The organism is Undibacterium cyanobacteriorum, from assembly GCF_031326225.1.
Taxonomy (GTDB): domain Bacteria; phylum Pseudomonadota; class Gammaproteobacteria; order Burkholderiales; family Burkholderiaceae_D; genus Undibacterium; species Undibacterium cyanobacteriorum.
In genome coordinates, this window is sequence record NZ_CP133720.1 from 3,377,586 (window position 1) to 3,402,919 (window position 25,334).

The 25,334-nt window shown below is 48.5% G+C and carries 16 protein-coding genes; 5 read left to right on the top strand and 11 right to left on the bottom strand.

The genetic code is table 11. From position 1 onward, the window contains the following. Nucleotides 1–170: 170 nt before the first annotated feature. From ntrC to glnA, 4 genes are all read right to left on the bottom strand, one after another. Nucleotides 171–1,631 (bottom strand): nitrogen regulation protein NR(I), encoded by a 1,461-nt coding sequence (gene ntrC / locus RF679_RS14160; protein ID WP_309481277.1) that lies wholly within the window; start codon nucleotides 1,629–1,631, stop codon nucleotides 171–173. A 69-nt stretch (nucleotides 1,632–1,700) separates the two neighbouring features. Further along, nucleotides 1,701–2,789 carry a nitrogen regulation protein NR(II) gene (gene glnL / locus RF679_RS14165; protein ID WP_309481278.1) on the bottom strand — a complete coding sequence of 363 codons (1,089 nt, stop codon included), beginning with the start codon at nucleotides 2,787–2,789 and terminating at the stop codon, nucleotides 1,701–1,703. A 96-nt stretch (nucleotides 2,790–2,885) separates the two neighbouring features. Next, complete coding sequence (locus RF679_RS14170; protein ID WP_309481279.1) at nucleotides 2,886–3,374, bottom strand: DUF4124 domain-containing protein; 489 nt, start codon at nucleotides 3,372–3,374, stop codon at nucleotides 2,886–2,888. A 117-nt stretch (nucleotides 3,375–3,491) separates the two neighbouring features. Further along, the gene (gene glnA / locus RF679_RS14175; protein WP_309481280.1) at nucleotides 3,492–4,907 is read right to left on the bottom strand and encodes a type I glutamate--ammonia ligase; all 1,416 of its coding nucleotides are present in this window, start codon (nucleotides 4,905–4,907) and stop codon (nucleotides 3,492–3,494) included. Nucleotides 4,908–5,504: 597 nt separating this feature from the next. Between glnA and RF679_RS14180 the strand changes: the two genes are divergently transcribed. Beyond that, entirely contained in the window at nucleotides 5,505–5,966 is a 462-nt protein-coding gene (locus RF679_RS14180; protein ID WP_309481281.1) for a rhodanese-like domain-containing protein, read from the top strand. Nucleotides 5,967–6,062: 96 nt separating this feature from the next. On the opposite strand, the gene RF679_RS14185 is transcribed toward RF679_RS14180, so the two are convergent. Beyond that, complete coding sequence (locus RF679_RS14185) at nucleotides 6,063–6,674, bottom strand: YceI family protein (protein WP_309481282.1); 612 nt, start codon at nucleotides 6,672–6,674, stop codon at nucleotides 6,063–6,065. A gap of 400 nt (nucleotides 6,675–7,074) precedes the next feature. Here RF679_RS14185 and RF679_RS14190 point away from each other — a divergent pair, with 400 nt between their 5' ends. Then, the gene (locus RF679_RS14190; protein WP_309481283.1) at nucleotides 7,075–8,355 is read left to right on the top strand and encodes an SGNH/GDSL hydrolase family protein; all 1,281 of its coding nucleotides are present in this window, start codon (nucleotides 7,075–7,077) and stop codon (nucleotides 8,353–8,355) included. A gap of 35 nt (nucleotides 8,356–8,390) precedes the next feature. On the opposite strand, the gene RF679_RS14195 is transcribed toward RF679_RS14190, so the two are convergent. Continuing rightward, on the bottom strand, nucleotides 8,391–9,398 hold the full coding sequence (locus RF679_RS14195) for a M28 family peptidase (protein ID WP_309481284.1): 1,008 nt from the start codon (nucleotides 9,396–9,398) through the stop codon (nucleotides 8,391–8,393). 220 nt (nucleotides 9,399–9,618) lie between these two features. On the opposite strand from RF679_RS14195, the gene RF679_RS14200 reads away from it, so the two are divergent. Beyond that, a complete protein-coding gene (locus RF679_RS14200) occupies nucleotides 9,619–11,970 on the top strand; it encodes a DUF4214 domain-containing protein (RefSeq protein ID WP_309481285.1) in 2,352 nt (783 codons plus the stop codon). A gap of 45 nt (nucleotides 11,971–12,015) precedes the next feature. Here the strand turns inward: RF679_RS14200 and msbA are convergent, their stop codons facing one another. From msbA to RF679_RS14220, 4 genes are all read right to left on the bottom strand, one after another. Beyond that, entirely contained in the window at nucleotides 12,016–13,752 is a 1,737-nt protein-coding gene (msbA, locus tag RF679_RS14205; protein ID WP_309481286.1) for a lipid A export permease/ATP-binding protein MsbA, read from the bottom strand. Nucleotides 13,753–13,803: 51 nt separating this feature from the next. After that, the gene (locus tag RF679_RS14210) at nucleotides 13,804–15,078 is read right to left on the bottom strand and encodes an O-antigen ligase family protein (protein WP_309481287.1); all 1,275 of its coding nucleotides are present in this window, start codon (nucleotides 15,076–15,078) and stop codon (nucleotides 13,804–13,806) included. 91 nt (nucleotides 15,079–15,169) lie between these two features. Then, nucleotides 15,170–18,601: a DNA polymerase III subunit alpha gene (gene dnaE / locus RF679_RS14215; RefSeq protein WP_373921782.1), complete on the bottom strand. Its 3,432-nt coding sequence runs from the start codon at nucleotides 18,599–18,601 to the stop codon at nucleotides 15,170–15,172. Between the two features lie 299 nt (nucleotides 18,602–18,900). Continuing rightward, nucleotides 18,901–20,310: an NAD(P)/FAD-dependent oxidoreductase gene (locus RF679_RS14220; RefSeq protein ID WP_309481289.1), complete on the bottom strand. Its 1,410-nt coding sequence runs from the start codon at nucleotides 20,308–20,310 to the stop codon at nucleotides 18,901–18,903. A gap of 582 nt (nucleotides 20,311–20,892) precedes the next feature. On the opposite strand from RF679_RS14220, the gene RF679_RS14225 reads away from it, so the two are divergent. Both RF679_RS14225 and RF679_RS14230 read left to right on the top strand, forming a co-directional pair. Next, on the top strand, nucleotides 20,893–22,461 hold the full coding sequence (locus tag RF679_RS14225) for a sigma 54-interacting transcriptional regulator (RefSeq protein WP_309481290.1): 1,569 nt from the start codon (nucleotides 20,893–20,895) through the stop codon (nucleotides 22,459–22,461). Between the two features lie 200 nt (nucleotides 22,462–22,661). Next, entirely contained in the window at nucleotides 22,662–23,078 is a 417-nt protein-coding gene (locus RF679_RS14230; RefSeq protein WP_309481291.1) for a response regulator, read from the top strand. Between the two features lie 60 nt (nucleotides 23,079–23,138). Here RF679_RS14230 and RF679_RS14235 read toward each other — a convergent pair whose 3' ends face one another. Further along, nucleotides 23,139–25,334, bottom strand: coding sequence for a protein kinase domain-containing protein (locus tag RF679_RS14235; RefSeq protein ID WP_309481292.1), 2,196 nt, complete (start codon nucleotides 25,332–25,334; stop codon nucleotides 23,139–23,141).

The following is a 25,334-nucleotide window of genomic DNA, read 5'->3' on the forward strand; positions in this document are numbered from 1 at the left end:
ATCCCATCGAACGATAATGAAGCGAACTGTTTCAAAATTCATGTTCGTGAGGAAATCATACTACGTAGTTTGCTTTAGGGGAACATTTTCATTGGCAGTATGAAAACAAAAAAACGACAGACTGTAAAATCACTTTAAATTCAGCGTCTTGCGTTGTTGCTCAAGCATTCTTAGTCGTCTTTGACGCCCTCAATTCCGAGCTCTTGAATCTTTCGACTAATCGTATTTCGACCAATACCCAAACGAATTGCTGCATCGTTCTTGCGACCATGGGTATGCTTCAACGCAGCTCGTATGAGGACAGACTCAAAATCTCGACTCAAGCCATTCATGATTTCTGGCACATCATTTTGTAGAAGTTCTCCCGCCTTCGCTTCCAGCAGATCACTCCACGAGAGTCCATCATGCGCCACCCGAGCCAAACTTTCTGTCTGCGCGACCCCATATGAAGTAAGCGACTCAAGTGGCGTGGCATGCACTAATTCGGAGGGTAGATCGACGACTTCCACGACCTGTCCAGGTGCCATGACCGTGATCCAATTACATAGATTTTCGAGCTGGCGGACATTCCCCGGAAAATCAAGATGGGAAATAAAACTAAGTGCCTGATCAGATAAACGTTTCGCATCTACACCCAGCTGTTTCGCGCTCTGCACTAAGAAATGCTTCGCCAACAAAGGTATATCCTCACGACGTTCGCGCAAACTTGGAACTCGTAAACGAATCACATTCAATCGATGAAATAAGTCCTCACGGAACACACCATCTTTGACACGCTCCTCTAAGTTTTGATGCGTCGCTGCGATCAAGCGCACGTTCGCTTTCATTGGCTGATGTCCGCCGACTCGGTAGAAGTGCCCGTCCGACAAAACGCGCAACAAACGTGTTTGCAAATCGAAAGGCATATCACCGATCTCATCGAGAAAGAGTGTGCCGCCTTCCGCTTGCTCAAAGCGACCGCGGCGCGCAGACTGCGCTCCGGTAAATGCACCACGCTCATGACCAAACAGCTCGGATTCCAACAGATCCTTAGGAATCGCGGCCGTATTAATCGCGATAAAGGGTTGGTTCACACGTGGACTATGTTTATGCAAGGCCCGTGCAACGAGCTCTTTGCCACTACCGGATTCACCAGTAATTAAGACCGTCACGCTCGACTGCGATAAGCGACCAATCGCACGAAACACTTCTTGCATTGCCGGTGCTTGACCAAGAATCTCGGTTTCAACATCTTGCATTTGTTCGACAGTCGTCTCGCGCTCGCTCTCTTCAAGGGCTCGGCGAATCAACTCGACGGCCTTCGCCAAATCAAAAGGCTTCGCTAGGTACTCGAACGCACCACCTTTGAATGCGGCTACCGCTGAATCGAGGTCCGAAAACGCGGTCATGATAATCACTGGCAGACTTGGCAAACGTAGTTTTACCGTTTGCAAAAGATCTAAACCTGAAGCGCCATTCATGCGAATATCTGAAACCAAAACTTGCGGCACTTCACTTTCATCATCCAAGGCTTGAAGCACTTCATCCGGTTGACGAAAGCTACGCGTATTCAAACCTTCGCGGGCCAAGGCCTTCTCTAGCACCCAACGAATTGAATCATCATCATCTACAATCCAAATTGTTTTTTTCATTCTTCTTGCATTCCTTGTTTCGGATCACTGTGATCGTGCACCAAAAATTCACGCGCGCACCAAGTTCGCTCACGGTAGTGGTATGAGAATCCTAAAATCAGTGCAACCTGGTCGACTTTCGCAATCGATTACGCCCGCATGCTGCGTAATAAATGCTTGCGCTAAGGTCAAACCAAGGCCACTGCCGCCATCACGACCCGAGACCAGCGGATAGAAAATTCGATCGCGAATTTCAGCTGGTATGCCCGGACCATTGTCGATGATATGCAAATCTAATGCCAGCCTGTAACGAATTTTGGCGAGCGTGACTTGACGCACCACGCGCGTCTTAAAAATGATTTCAGCATCACCTTCCGCCATCCGCATAATCAGAGCTTGCGCAGCATTGTGAGCGATATTCAAAACCACTTGAATGAGCTGCTGTTGATCGCCACGAAACTCTGGGATCGACAAATCATAGTCGCGTTTGATACTCAGACCTTTCGGGAACTCGGCCATAATCAAACTGCGGACGCGTTCGCAAACCTCATGAATGTTGACGTCTGCAATCACCTGCGGCAAACGATTCGGCGCCAATAAACGATCAACTAAGACTTGCAAGCGATCTGCTTCTTTGATGATGACCTGCGTGTATTCACGTAGCTCTTTAGCGCGCCGCTCTGAAATATCTTGTTCGGGCAGTTCCAGTTCCAACAATTGCGCCGCACCACGAATGCCGCCCAAGGGATTCTTGATTTCGTGTGCCAAATTGCGAATAAGCTCTTTGTTCTCTTTATTTTGATCATGCATACGCTCTTCACGATCAAGCTTGACTTGTTGCACGTTCTCACGCAACTCAATCAAGACTGGCGTCTCAAGTGTGTCCAATGCTGTAACGATGGTATGCACGTGCAAAGGCTCACGACCACTACGTTCAAGAATCAAATCTTGGCGCTTTTCCGCAAACTGGTGAGCTAAGGCTTGATGAAAACCCTCGAACAATTCCTCGCTATTCAAAAATAATTCGTTCAAGGCGAGGTTTTGCAAGAGTTTGCTTGGTCGCTCCAATAAATTCTCCGCAGCTGGATTGGCATACACAATTCTTGCTTCAGGATCGAGTACGATCACTGAAGACGCCAGCAAATCCAAGCCTGCAAATTGATTCAAATCGTTTGACACATCACCCCTATCAACAGCATCTCAAGAAACAAGAATCCTAGCGACACAAAAAAAGGCCGCGTTGGCGGCCTCTTTGCTGAACGCGTTTGCAATCGACTATTTCAAGTTACCAATCTCGCGCTTTAACGCCTCAATATTCTTTTCCGAACGTGCAATGTCGTTCTTCAGATTATTCACGCGTTCCATGTACTGCGCCGGTAGACGTTCTTCTGGGCGTCGTTCCACATCGCCGCCGTTATATTCTTTTTTCAGCCCTGCCAATTTTTGCTCTTCGGCCTTCAACTCTTCATTCAATATTTGCTTACGATCAGAGTCGCGTGCTTTTTGAGTTGCATCGTCCACTTTCGGGAAACTTGCTGGCGCACTCGCCGCACTGGCCTTAGGAGCCGCCGGCTTTTTCACACTTGCCGGTGCAGGTACCACATTCATATATGGAAGCTCGACCCGCTTGCAGCCTTTCACATTACCGACGTTTCTGTATTCCTTCTTACCGTTTGCATCAATACAAAGATAGACGTCAGATTGCGCGACGGCGTGCTGCGCGACCAAGAAAGTAAAACCGAATACTGTCAAAATATACTTCATAGCTGGCAATCTTTAACGATAACAAGTCAAGTGTAAGTCAAGCCGCTATTTTGCACAATTTTTACTGTTTATGCAGAAATGAAAAAGCGGGGCGAACCCCGCTCTTTTCGATCTCAATTACAGAGAGTAGTACATGTCGAACTCAGCTGGGTGCGTCGTCATACGCATACGCTGTACGTCTTGCATCTTCAATTCGATGTAAGCGTCGATCATGCTGTCGCTGAACACGCCACCGCGTGTCAAGAATTCTCGATCTTTATCTAATGCTTCCAAAGCTTGCTCTAAAGAGTGGCAAACGGTTGGGATCAATGCATCTTCTTCTGGTGGCAAATGGTACAAGTCTTTAGACGCTGCTTCACCTGGATGGATCTTGTTCTGTACACCGTCCAAACCTGCCATCATCAATGCAGCGAAGCACAAGTATGGGTTCGCCAATGGATCTGGGAAGCGTGCTTCAACGCGACGTGCCTTTGGATTCGCTACGTATGGAATGCGGATAGAAGCAGAACGATTTTTCGCAGAGTAAGCCAATTTCACTGGAGCTTCGTAACCTGGAACCAAGCGCTTGTAAGAGTTAGTACCTGGATTCGTGATCGCGTTCAATGCACGTGCATGCTTGATGATACCGCCGATGTAGTACAAAGCGAAATCAGACAAACCTGCATAGCCGTCGCCTGCGAACAAGTTTTTGCCGTCTTTCCAGATCGATTGGTGAACGTGCATACCAGAACCGTTATCGCCAACGATAGGTTTTGGCATGAAAGTCGCTGTTTTGCCGTAAGTGTGAGCAACATTCCACACGACATATTTCAAATTCTGAGTCCAGTCAGCACGCTCGACCAAAGTGGAGAACTTAGTGCCGATTTCGTTTTGACCTGCGCCAGCAACTTCATGGTGATGCACTTCAACTGGAATGCCCAAGGATTCCAAAATCAAGCACATTTCAGAACGCATATCTTGGAAGCTATCGACTGGTGGCACTGGGAAGTAACCACCTTTGACTGTTGGACGGTGACCAGTGTTGCCACCTTCCAAATCTTTACCTGTTGTCCAAGAAGCTTCGTCAGAATCAATCTTCACGAAGCAACCAGACATATCGATTTTCCAGCGAACACTGTCAAAAATGAAGAATTCTGGTTCTGGGCCGAAGTAAGCTGTGTCACCGATACCCGAAGATTTCAAATACGCTTCAGCGCGTTTAGCGATGGAGCGTGGGTCACGATCGTAACCTTTGCCGTCAGCTGGCTCGATAACGTCACATTGCATGAACAATGTCGTTTCTTCCATGAATGGGTCGATGTTTGCTGTGTTTGGGTCTGGCATCAACAACATATCAGACGCTTCAATACCTTTCCAACCTGCGATGGAGGAACCGTCAAATGCATGACCAGATTCGAACTTATCCATACTGAATTGGGAAATCGGTACGGTTACGTGCTGTTCTTTACCACGTGTATCAGCAAAACGGAAATCAACGAACTTAACTTCGTTATCTTTCGCCATTTTCAAGACATCTGCTGCTGTCATTGCCATTTGAAGCTCCTCAATTCGATCAAAAAGATAATTTACCTAGATTACGATGGCCAAAAAAGCCACAAGCCATTTCCCAAATGCAAGGAACCACATTAGCACGGCAACGCACTAAATCAATGCATTTCTCTGAAATTTTTTGTTCCGTGCACTATAAGCAGAAATCATGCCATCTTTTTGCACAATTTCAGCGCAGATTTCATTAACATAAGCAACTGATTTTTAAGCTAAAATCGGAAAGATCGGAAAACTTTATTTTTACACCACGAAATTAGCTGCACTAAATTGATGCAAAAATCATGTAACGCACCATAATAGTGCGATCAGCATCTCTAAACAAGTGCACAGGAAAAGTAAGTTTGAACTTTGAGTTGGTGAAAGAAATTTAATGTTGATGCGATGCAGGCGTTGGCATCAATCAATCCAATATGCTTTTGTTTACGATGTTGACCAAATACACTGAACTAGCTAACTTACTAGGAAATTAGGTTGGCTTTAGCATTTTGTTTTGATTTCTTTAAACAAACTGAACCAACTAGCTAAACGTCTAACCATCATAAGTACGAATACTCGATTTGTTTTCCTAAGAAAGATAATCCCATGAGCACTTCCATTTTAGACACCGCCCGCAAACGCGGACAGGATCAAACTCTGCCTTACTCAGGTGCAGTGACTCCTGAAGAGGCCTATGCATTGCTGGAACAAGACAGTAACGTTATGCTCGTCGACGTACGAACGAATGCAGAACGAGATTGGGTCGGTCGCGTTCAGATCCCAGAGGCCCAGCACAAAGCGGTGCAATGGTCGACTTACCCCGGCGGCGTTGCCAACCCTCACTTCCTGCAAGAACTTGCAGCGGCTGTCCCTAACAAGGACAGCATCATTGTATTTTTGTGTCGATCAGGTGTCCGTTCTAAACACGCGGCAAAGCTTGCCTGCGAGAACGGCTACCAAAATTGCTTCGACATTCTCCAAGGTTTCGAAGGCGACAAAGATCATCATGGCCATCGCAAAACAATTGGTGGTTGGTGCAGTGCGGCCTTGCCATGGGTTGGCGCGTAAGAAGTCTATTTGCCGACTGAGCACCTCGACAAACGAAGAAGTGATGCCCCATGCAAAACGACCGACTCTCGGCTGGTCGTTTTTCTTCGAATATTTTTATTCCTTGATCGCTTCAAGATTGAACCACAGCGTGACTTCATCGCTCACAAATGGCGCATAACTACCAAGGTCGAATTCACTGCGTAGAATTTTTGCGCTGCCGTTCGCACCGCAGGCACGGGCAAAATACAAGGGCATAAAACGACAATGAAAATGGTGCAAATCAAAACGCACCACCTTGCTCACATCTTTTATGCGAAGCAATCCTTCAAGCGCCTGCAAATTATTCTGCTCGTCGAAAATTAATCGGTTGGAAGTGAACACGATTTTAGGAAAACGCTCACTATCAAAAAATTGCGAGGACTTCAGTCGATTGTCAAATAATCCGACGCCCGTACTGATCGACCCCGTCTCGATTTCCAAGACGACCTTCCCGGTTCTCGCCTCAAAATCGATTTCTACGCTACCGGTACTGCGATCGAAGCGACCTCTTTGTAAAGACAGGCCCCAATGTTTGTATTCGAAAAAAGTGAAGGTATGGTCAGGGTCAATCCGATAGCGTTCTAAATCGGCGGCGCGTGCGGAAACGCAAGTGAATAAAGAAACACCAAGCCAAAGAACCGCCCGAGATAGAATAAGCTGCAGTTTCGTCGACAAATTCAAAGTCATACCCCCTCCTCCAAGCGCGGTATTTTAAATGGCAGCAAGCCTCACTTTTCAGCGCTTTAGCCGTGAATTAGACTAGTCAAATTGGCTAGTTTTTTTATACTCGCAAATCCTAAGTATCATTGATTGGTGCCAGTTCAGGCACTGTTCAACCCATATTTCCCACCGTTTGTCCCAAAGTAATTGCCTGAAAAACCTTGGCGTATCACACTAACCGTGAATCAATTGTACGTGAAAGTCTTTAGCTGACAGTACACATTGTTTCAACCTCCCTTTTTCGTCATCCCGACTATTGGTCGCGATGACGATTTTTTTTGTGCTTTCGATTTCGCATCATGAGAAAAGAGACGAATAAAAAACTCTACTTGTTCAATTGTGATGCGCTGAACCCGGAGTCATCACTATGCTTGGAAAAGTCGTCGTTAGTATCATTTGCAGCTTACTCTGGAACAGCAACGTCAGCGCCAGTCCTAACAATCCTTCTGGCACCCACAACCCCACGCACAGCCATAAGCAAGAGGGGCATCAACAGAACGCTGCTACCTTACTTTGGAGTAGCGCTTGGTATTCGCCAATTGATTCGAAAGGCGGAGCACTTGAGCCGCAGTCACTTCGCCAAAGAATTCGTAGCAGCATCGATGGCAAAAAAGTGCGTCTACAATTCTCGAACAAATTTGGCACCAGCGCTTTAAAGATGACATCGGTAATGATCGCACGTAGTGATGGTCTTGGTGCGATTGATTTGAAATCACAGCGGCCTGTCTTGTTCGCTGGTTCAAACAATGTCGTCATTCCTCCTGGACAGGAAATCGTCAGCGATAGCATCGATTTACCAGTCAAAGCCTTAGAAGAACTGGCGATTAGTTTCTTTTTACCGGAAGGCACAGAAACGGCGACACTACACAATACATCAATGCAAAATGCCCAACTCTACCCATTGGTCGACAAGACACGAAGTAAAACTTGGGGTGAAGCAAAACAAGACGACACGCGCTACTTTCTCAAGGAACTCGAGATACAAACCTCCGGCAAAACAGGTGCTATCGTCGCTTTTGGTGATTCACTGACTGATGGTGTAGGTATCGAGAATGACCGTTACCATCGTTGGACTGATTTTCTCGCTGAACGTTTGCAGGTATCGCCAAAGCATCGGCAATATGCCGTCCTCAATGCGGGGATCGCGGGCAATCGATTATTACGCGGAGCAAGCGCGCCATTCATCGGAAACGCGGGCCTACTGAGATTTGATGAAGATGTGTTGCAGCGGGCTGGCGTGCAATTCATTATTGTGAGCATCGGCACCAATGATATTTCAGCTAACCATGCTTTCTCTGATCCGAGCGAACAGATCACTTACGAAGACCTCGTTGACGGTTATCAGCAATTGATTACACGTGCACATGAAAGAAGCATCAAGATCATCGGGACCACCATCAAGCCACGCGGTGGCGCCCAAGGGCGCTTACCGCACACGCCGGAAGCAGAACGCTTACGGATCCGTATCAATCAATGGATACGCAGCGCTTCCGCATTTGATGGTGTCATCGATTTCGATTTGATGTTGCGTGATCCAGCGCAGGTCGATCGTTTGAATCCGATCTATGACAGCGGCGACCATACACACCCGAATGCCGCAGGGTATCGCGTGATGGCAAACGGGATTGATCTCCGATTATTTCAGTAACATCGTCCTACCTCTTTTGCTTCAACGGTTTTGCTTCAACGCTTTTGCTTCAAGAATCGCACCAGCATATTGCCAAAATCGGCAATATGCTGGTTACTGATAATATCGAGCGTGTCTTTGTCGGTATGCCATTCGTTCAAATTGGTCCAGTCAATAATATGCAAAACCGGAACACCCATTTGCACAAACGGCACGTGATCGTCCTCGATCATCAAATTGACGGCGCTTATCTTAGTCGTCGTACGCTGCGACAAAAATTTCTGCGCTAACTGTGGATGTGAACCACGGGTGATGAAGAGGTTCTGATTCTTATGCCCTATCATATCGATGATCAGCATCGCTTTAATGGGTAATCCGTTGTAGGCGATCCCATCAAACTGCTTCTCAAGTTTCTCAGCAAAAGCGCGTGAACCATGAATATTGTCCTGCACACCGACTAAACGTTCACCGTCATTCCACTCGGCCAGAGTCGCTTCCTCGCCATCAAAAAAAGCCAGCCCAAGAGTGCAATCCATATAGCGACCGGCATCAGATTTCGTTGCTTCGTCTTTGCGTATCTGCTTAGTCACACGGGCTAACTCCAACATGGCTGCAGTCGATGAGCCACCGTCATTGGCACCAAGGAATTTCATATTGCTGTACGGTTTCGTATCGTAGTGTCCGCCTACCATCACCAAACAACGCTCGCTCCCTTTCAAGAAAGCGATGAGATTTTCACCTTCCACTTCTTTCACAGGATTGGCTTTCTTATCCTTGCCACCTAACTTTTCCGCCGACACATTAGGGATCTTGGTCTTGAATTTTTGAACCTGAACTTCCCACCCTTCTTTAGTGAGATTGGCTTTCAATTCTTGGGTGTATTTCTTCTGTTCCGCACTCGCCATAGGATGTGGCGCTTTGACAAAGCGTCGCATCGCTTGATCTATCTTCTGAGCGTTGAATAGTTGCGGGTCTTGCTGCTTCGCCACAGCCACACTACACCAGACGAGATTTACACACGCACCAAGTACGCCAAACAGTATCGAAAAACGCTTCAGCTTCATAAAAAATTCCTTCATCCTCGGCCCGATTGACGATTTAAACGGTCCTTAATTGCAAGCAAATGTAATACGAAAGCGACACTATACGATGTTTCGTCTCTCGCGACATTACAATTTGTAACGACCTTGAAAGGTGCCAAATAGGAGACCCGTTGTAGCATCTGGATCTACTCACATATCCATTTCTACGACCAGCAGCACTTCCACTTTGCGGAATTTTACAATGCCCAATTTTTTCCCTTATCGGCAGATCAGCATCGTCGCTATGCTTTCGGGTTTAATCGCGTGCGGTGGCCAATCCCAAACGCAAATCCCTGTCAACGCCACGATCATGACCGCCGCACCAAGCACAGCGGCCTCAATCGAAGTCAGTTTCGATAAGACCCGCGATGAGTACAGCTTGACTGCCAGTACCAGTGGCATCAAGGTCAGCGATAAAGCAAGTGCGCAAACGACGAGCCTCCCCTCTTCCGTGACCAGCGTACGCTTCAAAGATATGCGCCTCAACTTGCTTGCGGCAAATCAGTCACAGCAATTGAGCATGAATGATCTCAATCAAGTCACCGAACTTTATATTGCTTTTTTTAATCGCGTGCCTGAGGCTGATGGGCTCAGCTATTGGGTCAACGAAAGAGCACGCGGACAAAGTATAGAAACCATCGCCAATTACTTCTATGGCGCGGCAGTCCTCTATAGCGCGCAAACGGGTTACAGTGCAACGATGAGCAATGCTGATTTTGTGCGAATCATTTATAAAAATGTGTTAGCACGCACCGGCCCGACTGCGCCCACTGACACAGAAGTCAACTACTGGACGACACAGTTGAATCAAGGCAGTATGTCCAGAGGCAGAATGGCGATCAGTATGCTGACCTCAGCACATCTGTTTGAAGGCGACGTTGAATTCGGCTGGGTTCCACAGCTGCTTAACAACAAGATCGTGGTTGGCAACTACTTCGCCTTACAAAACGGCATCAATTATTTGAGTCCGGAAGACTCTATTAGCAAAGGCATGAGTATTGCGGCCGCCGTTACTCCGACAGACACTAGTGCTGCGATGCAGTTGATTGGCTTGCACGACAGCTTCAATTTATTCGATGCGGCACCGAACCAAATCCGCATCATCAAGCTGACCACATTACCCAATCCTAGCGGCATCAAATTCGGTTTCTGGGAAACATTTTCCAAACAGGACGTGACCTTACTCAGCATGGGAAAACGACCGACCAGTCGCGTCGGCTTTGACAGTTGGGCAGCCATCGAGACGAGCAAAGGTGTTTACGACTTTGCTGGGTTTGATGCCAGTAGTAGCATGGCGAACTACCGACGCGTGCACAACTACGGCGAATCAATTTACGCTGCCATCAACATCAGTTTCTCCGCCCAAATCACTCCCAGTAAACAAACCATACCCGCCTTTTACAACGGTAGGATTACAGATCCAGAAACTCGCCAAGCCGCCAAAAATTTCCTCGCCGCGTATGTTCAACACATGCTCAAAGCACTGGGCAGTTTGAGCCTGACCATCGATTACGAAATTATGAGCAACTATCGCTTATCTGCAGCAGGCAGCGAGCCGCGTGCGAATGAGTGGGCCGATTGGTATGTCGAGGCGGCGGCAGTCGCCCGCAAGGCCGCCGCTGACATCGGCATGGCCGATCGTCTCAAGCTACAACCTATCGTTAATAGTAATCCTCTCGATCCTAGCAGTCCGATTAGCAAAGGTCGCGACTACAATAACTGGTTAGTCCGCGTGGTCGCTGCCTCAGATGCACTTGCTCTCGATACTTACCATAGCGATCCTAACTTACCAAATACCGACCCACAACGCACCTTTGACATCATCCAATTTTGGATCGATCAATTCTCGGCAGGTAAAGATGTGATCGTGACAGAGAACGGCTTCAATAGCGTGACCGAAGTAATCCCCTCTATCACTCGTGCAGATCGAGATTGGAAAACCACGGGGACGGAAGCCGATCAAGCCACCTACTACAATCTCCTATTCGCCAAGTTGGCAGACGCCAATCGTAAAGACGGCATTTTTCACAATCAATTGAAGTCATTCAATATGTGGAGCATTCTGGATAATCCCGCCAAAGCCGCCACGGATGAAGATCGCTATTTTGGTTTAATTCGCTTAGACGGCACAGAAAAACCCGCCGCCGCGGTGGTACGTGATGCCTTGCGTCGCTATGAGAATGACGTGACTACTCGACCGTGGAATTATGTTGGACTTGGCACCGATCTCAGTCGCACCATGAACGACACCAGCAAGCCCCCGGTGAGCCTCAGCTACACCAACGGGGCGCAGTTTGAATTGCTACGCTATAGTGAAAATGCCTTACCAAGTGCCAAACAGTACAACTTTGAGATCACGCTCACCAACAGTGCCAACATCATCTTGTGCATCAATGGCACCCAGTGGCTGTTTCAAGAAGGCCAAAGCAACTACAGCATCGATCTTACCAAGTACCTCAAGCCCAATGCAGCCAACAGTATCGATGTGTATCTCACCAATAGCGTATTTCCTAGCGCCGCCAGTGTGCGGTCGATCCAGCTTCGGAAGGGATGATAAAGTTCGGTCGAACGAATTTTGGCTTCGCGCTGTCGATATCAATCACATCGAAAATTGCAAACGATGTAAATTGGCGTAGGCGCCATTTTTGGCGAGCAGTTCGGCGTGGGTGCCAACCTCGACGATCTTCCCTTCCGCCAGCACCACAATCCGACTAGCGCCTTCAATAGTCGATAAGCGGTGCGCAATCACTAAGGTTGTGCGCCCTTGCATCAATTGATCCAAGGCTGCTTGCACTGCACGCTCCGACTCGCTATCGAGTGCCGAAGTGGCCTCATCCAAAATCAGAATAGGCGCGTTTTTGTAGATAGCTCGGGCAATGGCAAGTCGTTGACGTTGACCGCCCGATAAACGCATCCCATTATCGCCGATCATCGTATTCAAGCCTTCCGGCAATTCTTTGACGACTTCTTGCAAGTGAGCGGCTTCAACCGCATAGGCGATACGTGCTGAGTCTGGCTCGGCATCGCCGTAAGAAATATTGGCAGCGATCGTATCATCAAACAGAACCACGTTTTGGCTCACCATCGCAATCTGTTGACGTAGACTCTTCAACGCCAGATCCGATAAGACGTAATCGTCTAAGCGAATTTCACCTTGATTGGGCTCATAAAAACGAGGCACCAAGTTCACAAGAGAAGTCTTACCGCCGCCCGACATACCAACTAGGGCGATCGTTTCGCCTGCGGCAATCTCGAGGTTGATATCGCTTAAAGCGGAGTGTTCTTGTTCGGGATAAGTGAAGTGCACGTTGCGGAAACTGAGCCGTCCCTGTGCGCGTTGTTCCAATTGTTGACCGGTGGTCAGCTCGGTATCCGTATCAACCATTGCAAACACGGACTCCGCAGCGGCCATGCCTCGCTGCATAGGTCCATTCAAATCCGCTAAGCGTTTGAGTGGTGTCAGCAACATCATCATTGCAGTGATGAAGGTAACAAAGTCCCCCACCGTAGTCGCATCTTTACGCGCTTGCGCCAAAGCCAACATGATGACAATGGCGACCGCAACCGACGCTAAAATCTGCGTCAACGGTGTCGTGAACGAGACTGCCACGGTACTCTTTAAAGTATAACTGCCGAGCTTGCGATTCTTTTCATCAAAACGCTTTTGCTCATACTCTTGACCGCCAAAGATGCGAATTACCTGATGGGCGCGCGTCGATTCTTCGATTACCTGTGTCAACTCACCATTCACTTCCAAGGATTGTTGATTTAATTTGCGCAGGCGCTTACTTACACCGCGGACCAAGAGTGTCATTCCTGGAATCAGGATGATGGTCACCAAAGTCAGCTTCCAATTGAGCCAAATCAGATAGCCCATTAAAGCCACGACCGTCAGCGAGTCGCGGAACAAAGTTGTGATCGACACCCTGATCATTTCAACGATTTGCTGCGCCTCGAACATAATCGTGTTGATGATGCGTCCACTCGATTCTGAATGATAGAAGCCAACTGGCACATGCATTAACTTCGAAAAGATTTGTGCGCGCTGTTCGTTCAGCAAATTCACTGTGACGCGGCTAATCAAATAACTGGTTGTGAAAGTACACAGACCACGGAAAACAAAAATGCTGAGTAGACCTGCGGGCACATACCACAGTGGAAATTGCATGCGTGCGCCTTGAAATCCATTATCAAGTAGTTTTCCTAAGCCCCACGGCAAAGCAACCTCAGTCAAAGCGGTGCCCGTCATGGTGGCGAAGGTCCAAAACAAGTAGACCTTGTATTTGGAAACCGACGTCCACAAACGACGGACAATGGATGAATTAATTTTTGCCATAGTTTAATTATTTGAGGTTTCTTTATTTTTCTTTGTTTTTATTTATTCTGCTCATGGTCGCTGACCAGCGCGAAAAGAGGCCATCGGAATCGCCAACAAAATCAACATGGCAAGGCCAAACAAAGCATCACGCAAGATCGCATTGAAAGCACCCGCGAACATCATACTCAGACTCAGTAAATACACGGGTATCGCATCCGCACTCCGTTGCTTCGCGAGCTGAACTCCGACGCGGAACTGCCACACAAAAGTCAGCAGCAAACCGACCACACCAGCGATACCAAGCTCACACCAATACAAGAGATAATCGTTATGCGGTGTGGTCATTTTTTCGCTCATGCTGCCTTTGGCTTTTTCTTGATACAGCGGCAGCCATTGGCTAACCCCATGTCCCGTCCAAGGAGATTGTTGCACTAACTCCCAAGTGTTGTGATAGATCTGCAAGCGCATACCGTCTTCACTCACATTCCCCGATTTACCAAAATCCCTGACTTGTTGCACGGTACAAATCGCACGATTTTCGAGGATCTCGACACCGCTCATTTGATAGCGATCATGCATTTCCTTCGCTAAGCAAGTAACTGGGGCTGCTTGCTGCGCGGCTTGGTAAACCGTCACAGCACCAAGACCGGCCAAACAGGCTAAAGCTAACAAATACCATCGACGCATACGCGCTCCGGCAAACCCTAACATCAGCACCAGTACAAAAAACAATAAGCCTGCTGTACGTGATTTACTACCTATGAATAGACCCAATACAACATAGAGAAATGCAGCCAAACGCCACCATGTATGATTGTGCTGAACCTTCCACTCATGCAGCATCCAGACCGCTGCGATTGCCAACAACAGGCCTAATAAAATCGACTTATTGCCTTGATAAATGACATAGCTTCGGAACAGAGTTGTTTCAGGAAGCAGTTTTAAGCTGGCTAAAAAAAACAAACTGGCTGCAATCAATGCGCCAAGGAAAAAACTATGTACAGCACGTTGCTGCCAATCACCTGGACTGACCGCCAGCATCACCAATAAGAAAAAATAAATCTGGTAATGCAGAAAGCCATTCAGTCCCTCGGTATTTAATGTACCGTGCAACAGCATCGCCATCGAACTGATCCCGAGCATCAGCAGCGTAGGCAACAGCATAGGGTGTTGACGCACTCGCTGCCATTTTTGAGTCCACTCGCCAGATACGACAAAAGCCAGCAAGAACAATAAGAATCCCACATACATCCACGCCACTGGAAAAACCAAACTCACCGGCAGAATACTGAGAATATGGCCGGGCAAATCACGTCTGAAAGTCGACGATGGATTAAGTGGCATGCTGGATTCCATAGAGTTTGATGGATGGCTAAAGGTGGCTAATAGTGGCTAAGAGGGGCGAAGGATCGCTGTCAGACAACTCTGGCGGCGCTTAGGCGTAGTCGATCCGAACACTAGACGGCTGCAACCAATCTCCCAACTTTTTGCGCAGTTGATCGTCTGGATTCACGCGCCATGCATCAGAAAGATAGAGCTCGGCCGATGCAACCGTGTTACTGTAGTCGATCAACACTGGGCAACCTTCTTGGTTCAAATGTTCACGTAAGATTTCAGCCAATCTCTTGGTGTCGGCTCGCGCATCTAATTTCACGCGCAAGCCCTGAGAAAACTGTACACGCGCACGACCGATGTCCATCACTTTTTCAGCCGTAATCCGCAAGCCACCATTGAATCGATCTTCCGACACTTTCCCCAAGACAGCGAGGAATTCATCTTCTTTAAAGACGCTCTTGTATTCTTCTGCGAGCTCACCGTACACCGTGACTTCCACGACGGCAGTTCCATCATCAAGCGTGACAATCAACAAGCGACCACGTTGTGTCATTTGCGAACGCAAGCCAGAAATCACCCCACCGATCAAACGCAGATCGCGCGATGGCTCCAGTTTCGCTAAGGTGGTCTTGATAAATTGACGCACCTCGGGTGCATAGGCATCAAACAGGTGGCCAGACAAATAGAAACCGAGTGCCTGTTTTTCTTCGAGCAAACGCTGGCGATCTGACCAATGCTCTGCTTTCACATATTCTGGTGGCGGGATCATGTCGTCGTCATCACCAAACAAGCTCACTTGATTGGCTGATGCTTCAGCCTGCTCGGCCACTTCCATCGCGAAATCCACACTCGCCAACAAGACCGCACGGTCTTGACCGAGACAATCCATGGCGCCAGCGCGAATCAAGGATTCAATCGTACGGCGATTGACTTGGCGCTTATCCACGCGTTTGCAGAAATCGAAAAGATCCGTGAAGGGGCCGCCTTCTTTGCGTGCATTGACGATATTCTCAATCGCGTTTTGCCCTGAGCCTTTGACCGCGCCCATGCCGTAACGAATTTGCGTCGCTTTTTTCCCAGGTTCGCCCACTGGCACGAAGCGATAATCAGATTGATTGATATCGGGTGGCAGCATTTTGAGCTTGCACACATCGATCGCATCTTCGACCAAGATTTTGATCTTGTCCGTATCATCCATGGCCAGCGACATATTGGCTGCCATAAACGCGGCGGGATGATGGGCTTTCAGATATGCGGTGTGATAGGACAATAAAGCGTAAGCTGCCGCATGCGATTTATTAAAACCGTAGCCCGCGAATTTTTCCATCAAGTCGAAAATTTCGTCGGCCTTCTCTTCAGACAAACCACCTTTTCCAGCACCTTCACGGAAGATCTTACGATGCTCTGCCATCTCTTCCGCTTTTTTCTTACCCATCGCGCGACGTAATAAGTCAGCGCCACCGAGAGAGTAGCCACCAACGACCTGCGCCATCTGCATAACCTGTTCCTGATACACCATGATGCCGTAGGTTTCAGACAAAATACCTTCGGTACGGGGATCAGGATAATCAAACTTCTCACCATGCTTACGCTTACAGAAGTCCGGAATCAAATCCATAGGACCTGGGCGATACAAAGCCACTAGCGCAATAATGTCTTCAAAGCGATCAGGGCGCGCATCTTTCAACATGCCTTGCATACCGCGGCTTTCAAGCTGGAACACGGCCACGGTCTTGGCTTTGGTGAGCAATTCGTAGGAAGCGCGATCATCGAGCGGCAATTTCGCCAGATCGAAATCTTTCATCGCGGGATCGAGCATCTTGATGTAACGCACCGCGCGGTCGAGAATCGTCAAGGTAGTCAAGCCCAAGAAGTCGAACTTCACCAGACCGACTGCTTCAACGTCATCTTTATCGTACTGCGAGACCACACCGGAATCGCCACCTTGCGTATACAGCGGACAGAAATCGGTGAGCTTACCAGGCGCAATTAACACACCACCAGCATGCATACCGATGTTACGGGTGATACCTTCGACTTGCTGCGCTAAGTCGAGCAGCGTCTTCACTTCTTCTTCGTTTTCAAGACGTTCTGCCAATAAGGGTTCTTCCACAATCGCTTCAGCAATCGTGACTTGTTTGCCGGGTTTAAATGGAATTAGTTTCGACACACCGTCACAGAAGTTGTAACCGAAGTCGAGCACACGGCCCACGTCACGAATCGCACCTTTCGCGGCCATGGTACCGAAGGTCGCAATCTGCGACACCGCATCTTTGCCATAGCGATCTTTCACGTATTGAATCACGCGGTCACGACCTTCCTGACAGAAGTCAATATCGAAGTCGGGCATGGAGACACGTTCTGGATTCAAGAAACGTTCGAACAGCAAGTTGTATTGCAAGGGATCGAGATCGGTAATCAAGAGGCTGTACGCGACCAAAGAGCCCGCACCTGAACCACGCCCCGGCCCTACCGGCACGCCATTATTTTTGGCCCACTGAATGAAGTCCGCCACGATGAGGAAGTAACCGGGGAATCCCATCTTGATGATGGTATCGGTCTCAAACTTCAAACGCGCTTCGTAGCGTTCGCGATTCTTTTCGCGTTTTTCGGGATCGGGAAACAGGTTCTCCAGGCGGAACTCCAAACCCTTCTTCGCTTCAAACACCAAGAAGTCATTCAAACTCATGCCGTCTGGAGTTGGAAAATCTGGCAGCTTTGGCTTACCCAATTCCAGTTTTAAGTTACAACGTTTAGCAATTTCGACCGAGTTTTCAAGCGCACCAGGAAGATCTTTAAACAGCGCCACCATATCCTCGCGCGTTTTAAAGCATTGCTGATCATTGAAGCGTTTCACCCGCCGCGCATTGGCCAACATTTCACCTTCGGCGATACAGGTTCTCGCCTCATGCGCTGTGAAATCATCTTTACTAATGAATTGAATCGGATGGGTCGCTACCACTGGCAAACCCACAGCGTTGGCCAACTTGACCGCTTGCTTCACATGGTTTTCCATGTTGGCTTGACCAGCGCGCTGAATTTCGATGTAGAAATGGTCTGGGAAAATACTCGCCCAACGTCGGGCGCAGCGCTCTGCCAATTCAAGATTACCGTTATCGATGGCCATACCGATATCACCGGTATGTGCGCCAGAAAGGGCAATCAAACCTTGTTCACTATCGTTCTCAAACAAATCTTTCAGCCACTCAAAGCGTAGCTCGGCCCGACCGCGATGTTGATTTTCAAGCCAGGCGCGCGCGAGCAACTCACACAGACGCAAATAACCATGACGCGACTTCACTAGCAATAACAAACGTGAAGGCTTATCACGATCATCGTCATTGGTAATCCACACATCACAACCAGCGATGGGTTTAATGGCTTTACCACGCGCCGTTTTGTAAAACTTCACAAGACCAAAAAGGTTGCCGAGATCGGTCAAGGCCAAAGCTGGCTGCTTATCCTTGAGGGCGGCTTTCACCACATCATCAATGCGTACCAAGCCGTCGACAATCGAATACTCGGAGTGCATGCGAAGATGCACAAACTGCGGGTAAGGAAGTTGGGAGACTGCATCGGGCCCGAGCGGGACCAACTCAGGCTTTGGGATGGCAAGGGAATCTGGGGCGGAAAGAAGTTCTGTATTCATCCCGCTATTTTACATGAGGAGACCCACAATTCAGATGAAGACTGCGTTGTGTTTATCACAGCGTGCACTGAGCAACAGAGACAAAAATCGCTTGCCAAATTGGCGACAAAACACACTCAAAAAAGACTAATTACTTTGATTTGTCTTGATTCATCCAAAATGAATTCGAGCAAATCAGAAATTTAGTCAAAATAAAGGCGCTCGGTGTTAAAAAAGACGCAGTCCTCTTCTTCCTCCGGTTTAATCTCGAGATAGCCTTCCTCGATCAATTCCTGCAAACCGAGCAACACCTTTTGTTCTGGAATATGCGCGTGCTTCTCTTGGAACTCTTGCAAAACTTGCTTCAAAATCTTACCTTCTTGGCAAAGATTCCACAGATCATGCATCTCATTGCACTTCAAATGCAAAGGCTGCACGGTAATCTTGCTTTCGTAGAAGTTCACATGTTGAATCATGGCGTCTTTCGACAAAGCGATGACTGCACGACGGCGCGCCCAAAATACCGCATCAGGCCAACGATTCTCACGCTGATAATACTGCCACTGCGTTTGCAAATATTGGCGAAAATCCTGCTCAACCGCTTGAGCATAGGTTTCCAAAAGACTGCCATCGGAGAACAAACGATCAACAGCGATGAAGGCGCCGTGTACACCCGTTGCTAAAGCGCGAGGAATGCCCGAGGCAGAAATAGGATCAAAAGAAGCGACGGCGTCACCAACAGCAACCCAATCTTTGCCGCCTGCGCACCGCAAGTAGGATGAATAGCATGGAAAAGCGCGTGGCGTCTCAATCAACTCCACCTCACCCAGTTGCTTGCCGATCGTCGTTTTTGACAATAAGGCGCGCCATACAGCGGGCTGACTGGCATGCCACTTATTCAGAATATCGGGATCACTCATCAAGACAATCGACACTTTGCCATCGGCCATCGGTGTGACATGCCACCATCCATACTCTGCCGCTTCGACGTGGTTTTCCAACGCTGCAGCACCAGAATGCTCGTAAGTACCGATACAACCGACCCCAACCAAACGGTCATGTACGGTCAAAGCCAGATTCAGGTTGGTCCGCATGACTCCGCGTCGACCTGATGCGTCGATCACGAAACGGCAATAAATCACATAGGTTTCACCGTGCTCATCTTTCACCAACACACGCCAGCCGCCTTGTGGTCGTGCCTCGCAAGTGACCACTTGATTCTTGGTGAGCAAACTACCGCCGCGCTCGATGAAGGTTTCGGCGAGCATCGTTTCGAAAGCCAGTCGATCAAGCGCCCAGCCGCTACCATTTTCGGTGAACATATAACCGAGACGACGTGCCTCAGCACTACCCCAACTCACTTGGCTAAAAAACGCCTGCTGTTTTTGCGTGGAGCAAAATTTTTGCCAAACGCCTAGGTATTCGAGTGTGGAACGGACGCTGGACGACAAAGACTCACCATAGCGATGTTCTGAATAATCGCCACGTTCGATAATCGTTACACGCAAATCTTCACGCTTGAGCAAGGCGATTCCAGCGGTACAACCTGAAATCCCACCTCCCAGAACGAGAACATCAACTTCTTTCACTTTCGAGTCACTTTGGCTATTCATGTTGACCTCTTTATCACCGCAACCTCGTTATGACCAGAGATTTTGGGTGTTACATCTAATGAGAAATTTTTGCGCAAAAAAATGCGCTTCAACGTATGAATAGCAATTCACGTGCCAGCTCAAAAAGACCAGCAAATACGCTGTGAACACGACGATTTTGCCGAGCACCCGTGCTCTATGAAAATGGTTCTAACGCGAACCATAAGCTATCAAATGAGGAACACGATTACTTTTCCACTAGGAAATCTATCAAAAAATGGCAAAATACTTAGACTGATGTAAGACCGCACATTAGGCACCCATCTTTTGTCCTACTTAGAGTCTCAATCACGCTGACAAATTCCGAAAAAACTAATCGCCGCGATGCCTTTTCTAAAACAAGGTATGAAAATTGCTGCGTGAAACTGCGAACGCGTAAAAAGCCTTTTTTAGCATGTAAATTTTTTGCGATTTACACGTAAGCATTTACGCAAATAAAATTTAACGTGTAAATTAAGGTTTGTTTACACACTTTTTTACACGCTTATTTACACGCGCATTGAGACTTGTGTGCTTACTTAACATTAACGAATAGAAGTATCGATGAATACAATTGACTACACCATCACTTCGCCACTCGCCGTGGTTGCCAAAGAAAGTCGACCGCTTTTAGCTGTCACCATCGCTTGGCATCCAGACGTTTCCCGGATCGGGGAGCAATTCATAGGAAGTACAGAAGAAGGCGTCATCGAAATCAGTCGCTTTATTCCGATGTTCAGAAAAACTCAGGGCGAATCACTCCCTATCGGACATGGCGGCGTGTCACGCGAAGCAATGCGCGTCGTACGTGATACCAGTGATGGCGTCACCATTTGCCCACCCAAGAGCCGCATGGTGGTTGAACTCAATGGTCAGATCATCACTGATCCAATTTGTTTAAGCGCGGAACAGATTGAAACTGGTGCGATTATCGCTTTGGGACGCGCGGTTTATCTCTGTATTCATTGGATGCGTTGTTTACCGAAAGATAATGGCATTGACGGTTTTATCGGCGTAGGTAGCTCGGCGATTATGGCGCGCGACTTGATTCGCTTGGCAGCCGCCAGTGACTCCAGTGTTCTGCTGCTTGGCGAAACCGGCACAGGTAAAGAAGTAGCAGCGCGCGGCATACATCAACTCAGTAAGCGCGCTGGGCAAAGAATGGTGTCGGTCAATATGGCAGCACTCAACGAGTCATTGGCTGCGGCCGACTTATTCGGTGCCAGCAAAGGTGCGTACACCGGTGCCCAAACGGCGCGGACTGGCTTCTTTGCTGAAGCCGAAGGCTCCACCCTCTTTCTCGATGAAATCGGTAATACGCCAAGCAGCATACAACCGATGTTACTGCGCGTCTTGGAGACTGGTGAATATCGTCCACTCGGCGCCACCCGTGACAATAAATCGAATGCGCGCCTGATTACTGCGACCGACCAAGATCTCTATCACTCTTCGTTTAACCACGCCTTAGTGCGTCGCCTGGAAAGCTTCATTATTCGGATTCCACCGCTGCGAGCGCGTCGAGAAGACATCGGCTTATTAATGGTGCATATCCTCAACCAGCATGGTAGCGGCACCGTGGATGCAAGTCATCTGCCCGCCAATTTCATCGACGCTGCGCTGAACTACGATTGGCCCGGTAATATTCGCCAATTGGGCAATGTGTTGAAGCGCGCTGCATTGTCTTTGCAAATGGGCGAAGTTCCTGTCTTGGCCAACATGATCGAAACACCTCGTTTGCAATCGGTAGAAAACGCCAGCCAGTTGCGCAAAATCCAAGCCCCGCAGAACATTGAAGACGTGCTCGCAGCAGCCAGTAAAATTACGAGCGCAAGTGCGACGCCAATCGAACGCAAGAAACTGCGCGACCTCAGCGAAGAAGATGTCATTAGCGCGATGGAAAAGCACGCTTGGACCATCCAATACGCGGCCGAAGATCTCGGGATTTCCCGTCCTTCGATGTACAAGTTGATCGAGTCCAATAAACAAATTCGCCGAGTCGAACAAATCCCTGCAGACGAGCTCCGCTCACAATTCGACAATGCCGCTGGCGAAGTTGAAAAATGTGCATCATTACTGAAAACCCCGAGTGAGGCTCTGCGGCGCCATCTCAAAGGATTGGGTTGGATTGCCTGATCAGATCAAGGACCTTACAAAAAATCAGAGAAATACTGTGGTTTTTTGAATGGTAGGCATTTTCTTTCCAGAGCGAAATGCCAATAATAGTGATACCGTAAAGCAAGTGTTAATGGAACCTCAAAGAAATGCGAGGTTCTGTTCCGCCGAAATGCACAAATCTCATCTCAATTGATTGATTAGGCACGATGGAATCAAGGATGCAAGAGACATCACTCCCACAAAAAGCACCTGCTGAAATGCGGGTCTTGGTCGTGGATGATGATCCATTACAGTTAGCATACGTGGCCGCCTTACTCAAAGCGCTCGCCATTACGAACGTGCATACTGCCGATAATGGCACTGCCGCGATCGAGATTTTGGATCAAGCAGATCTCCCACTCGATTTGATTATTTCGGATCTCATGATGCCGACCATGGACGGCTTCGACTTTCTATGGCAACTCGCCTATCGCCAATCGGAGATCCCCGTCATTATCATGTCCGCACAAACCAGCGAAGTCATACACAGCGCTGAATTAGTCGCCCAACTCAAATTTCTCAAGCTGGTTGGCAGCTTACATAAACCCGTTTCGAAGGAAAGTTTTTTCGAGATGGTCAAGCCTCTACTGCTCTAAGCGGCCTTCGCAGCATTCTAAAAGCGCAATCGCAGAGACACGAGTCAAACTTAAACTCAGTTATCGTGCAGGTTTGCCGAGATACGTAGGGTCACGGCGCAAGGCGACCAGCTCAGGATCAGCATCGATCAATTTGGACGAGAATCCCAAATTTTTCGCTTTCAAAATCGCCTCCACCGCAGCCGAACGATTCCCCAAAATTTCTTGAGTGACACCAACTCGGAACAGCGCCGTTGGCTTGCCCTGAATTCTGTCGCCAAGCTTTACGATCAGTTCTTGCGCCTGTTTCGCATCGCCGATTTTTGCCGAATACAAAGCGGCTCGCGACATCAGTTCAAGATGGTCCGTTTGCTTTTCGAGTTTGTTCAGAATCAGGTCACGCGCCTTGGTGTAGGCACTACGAGCAGCATCGGTACGTCCTGGTATCCATTGCAGTGTATCGGCATACTTCGCCCACAATCGAAAATCCTCGTTGTTGCTAAATCCACGGCCCACTGCATTTTCAAACGCAGCAGCCGCACCGACGTAGTCGCCTCGTGCAAAACTGAGATCACCTAACTCCACATACAGAGCGGAATCAGCTTGTAATTGCAAGGCTTTCTGTATTGTCGCTTGCGCTTGATCGACTTGTTTCAGCTGCACGTAAGTTTGAGCCAAACCGATCGAGAGCCCGCTCAGTTTTGGATTCTTTGCCAATGCCGCTTGATAGACCTCCAAGGCTGCCTCGTTTTGATTCAACTTCAGATGCAATTCCGCCAACTGGTTCAACAACACTACGTTTTCTGGGAACAAACGAACCGCTTCTTTCGCTGCTGTCAATCCTTGATCCCATTGCTGCTGCTTTTGTAAAAACCGAATACGCATTTGCCATGCCAACACATTCTTTGGATCTAAAGAAAAAGCCCGCTCGACCTCTTTAGCTGCAGCATCATCTTGCCCTTTCAGACTCAATACGAGGGCTTCCGCCACGTGAGACAAAGCGACAAAAGCATTTTCCTCCGTCGCAATTTGTGCATTTTTTTCCGCGTTGACGAGGAGTTCTTGATGATCACTCTCCAGCATAAACTGGAAGCCTTGTGCCAGCGCCAGCCCTGCCCTTGCACCAGAATGCTTGGCATCATTTTCTAAGATGCGCTGAAAGTGCTGCTCCGCTTTTTCGAGTTGAGCACTTTGTTTAAATTGCTCAAGTAAGAGCAATCCATTTTGCATCTCATTGGCTGCGGAATAACTGCTAATAGGTAATTCCGTGCGTACCAAATACGGCCAACTCGCCCAAGTCCCAAATGTGATTCCGGCCACGGACGCCACCACCAAACCGACTTTCCAATGTTTGCTCAAGCGGCGCCAATTGATTAAAGGAGCCTCTTCGACGACATGCAGATGACTGAGTTTCTGCAGTTCTATTTTTAATGAAGCCGACTGCATCGAGACAGGGTCCACCGCCAACAACTCGTTGATACGATCCACGACCACTTGCATAGAAGCGATGCGATTTTCCGGTTGGCGCTCTGTCATGGCGCGGATCAATTGTCGCAGAATCAAAGGCAGATCGTCACGCCATGGCCATTGTTCGGAATTCGACTGGATCACTGCAGCCGCCAAGGCCAAGCCCGACAATTGAGCAAATGGTCGCTTACCCATCAGTAATTCATACAAGATCACACCAAGGGCATAGATATCCGAGGCGGCGCTCAAAGCAGCGCCAGTCAAAATCTCGGGCGCCATATAAGCGATGGTTCCTTGAGGGTCGGCTTGCACCATCGACGTGGTCGCATCGCGATCGGCCTGCGTGGCCAAACCAAAGTCCAAAATACGAATTGCGCCGCTCGGTTCTTGCATCAAATTGGACGGTTTGAGATCGCCATGGATCAGCCCAGCACCATGGGCTTCTTGCATCGCCTGCGCGATTTGCCGCACGATCTCCAGCACCGCAGAAATTCCCGGTGCTTCTAAGTCGAGGATCTGCCGCAAAGTGCGGCCCGGCACCAACTCCATGACGATTGCTTGACCGTCTGGCGTTTGTTCTAAAGCGTGAATTTTGACAAAAGCAACGTGTTGCAAAGAGGCCGCCAAGCGCGCCTCGCGGGTCAGATCCACCCCGGCCATAACATTTTTGAGATACTTAATGGCCACATGACGATGCAGCTTGGTATCCCATGCTTGGTACACTTGACCGAAACCACCTTCTCCCAAGCGTACGCCTAGCTGATAGTGTAAAAACTGATCTTGTGATTTGTCCTCGGGTAAAGCATTCAT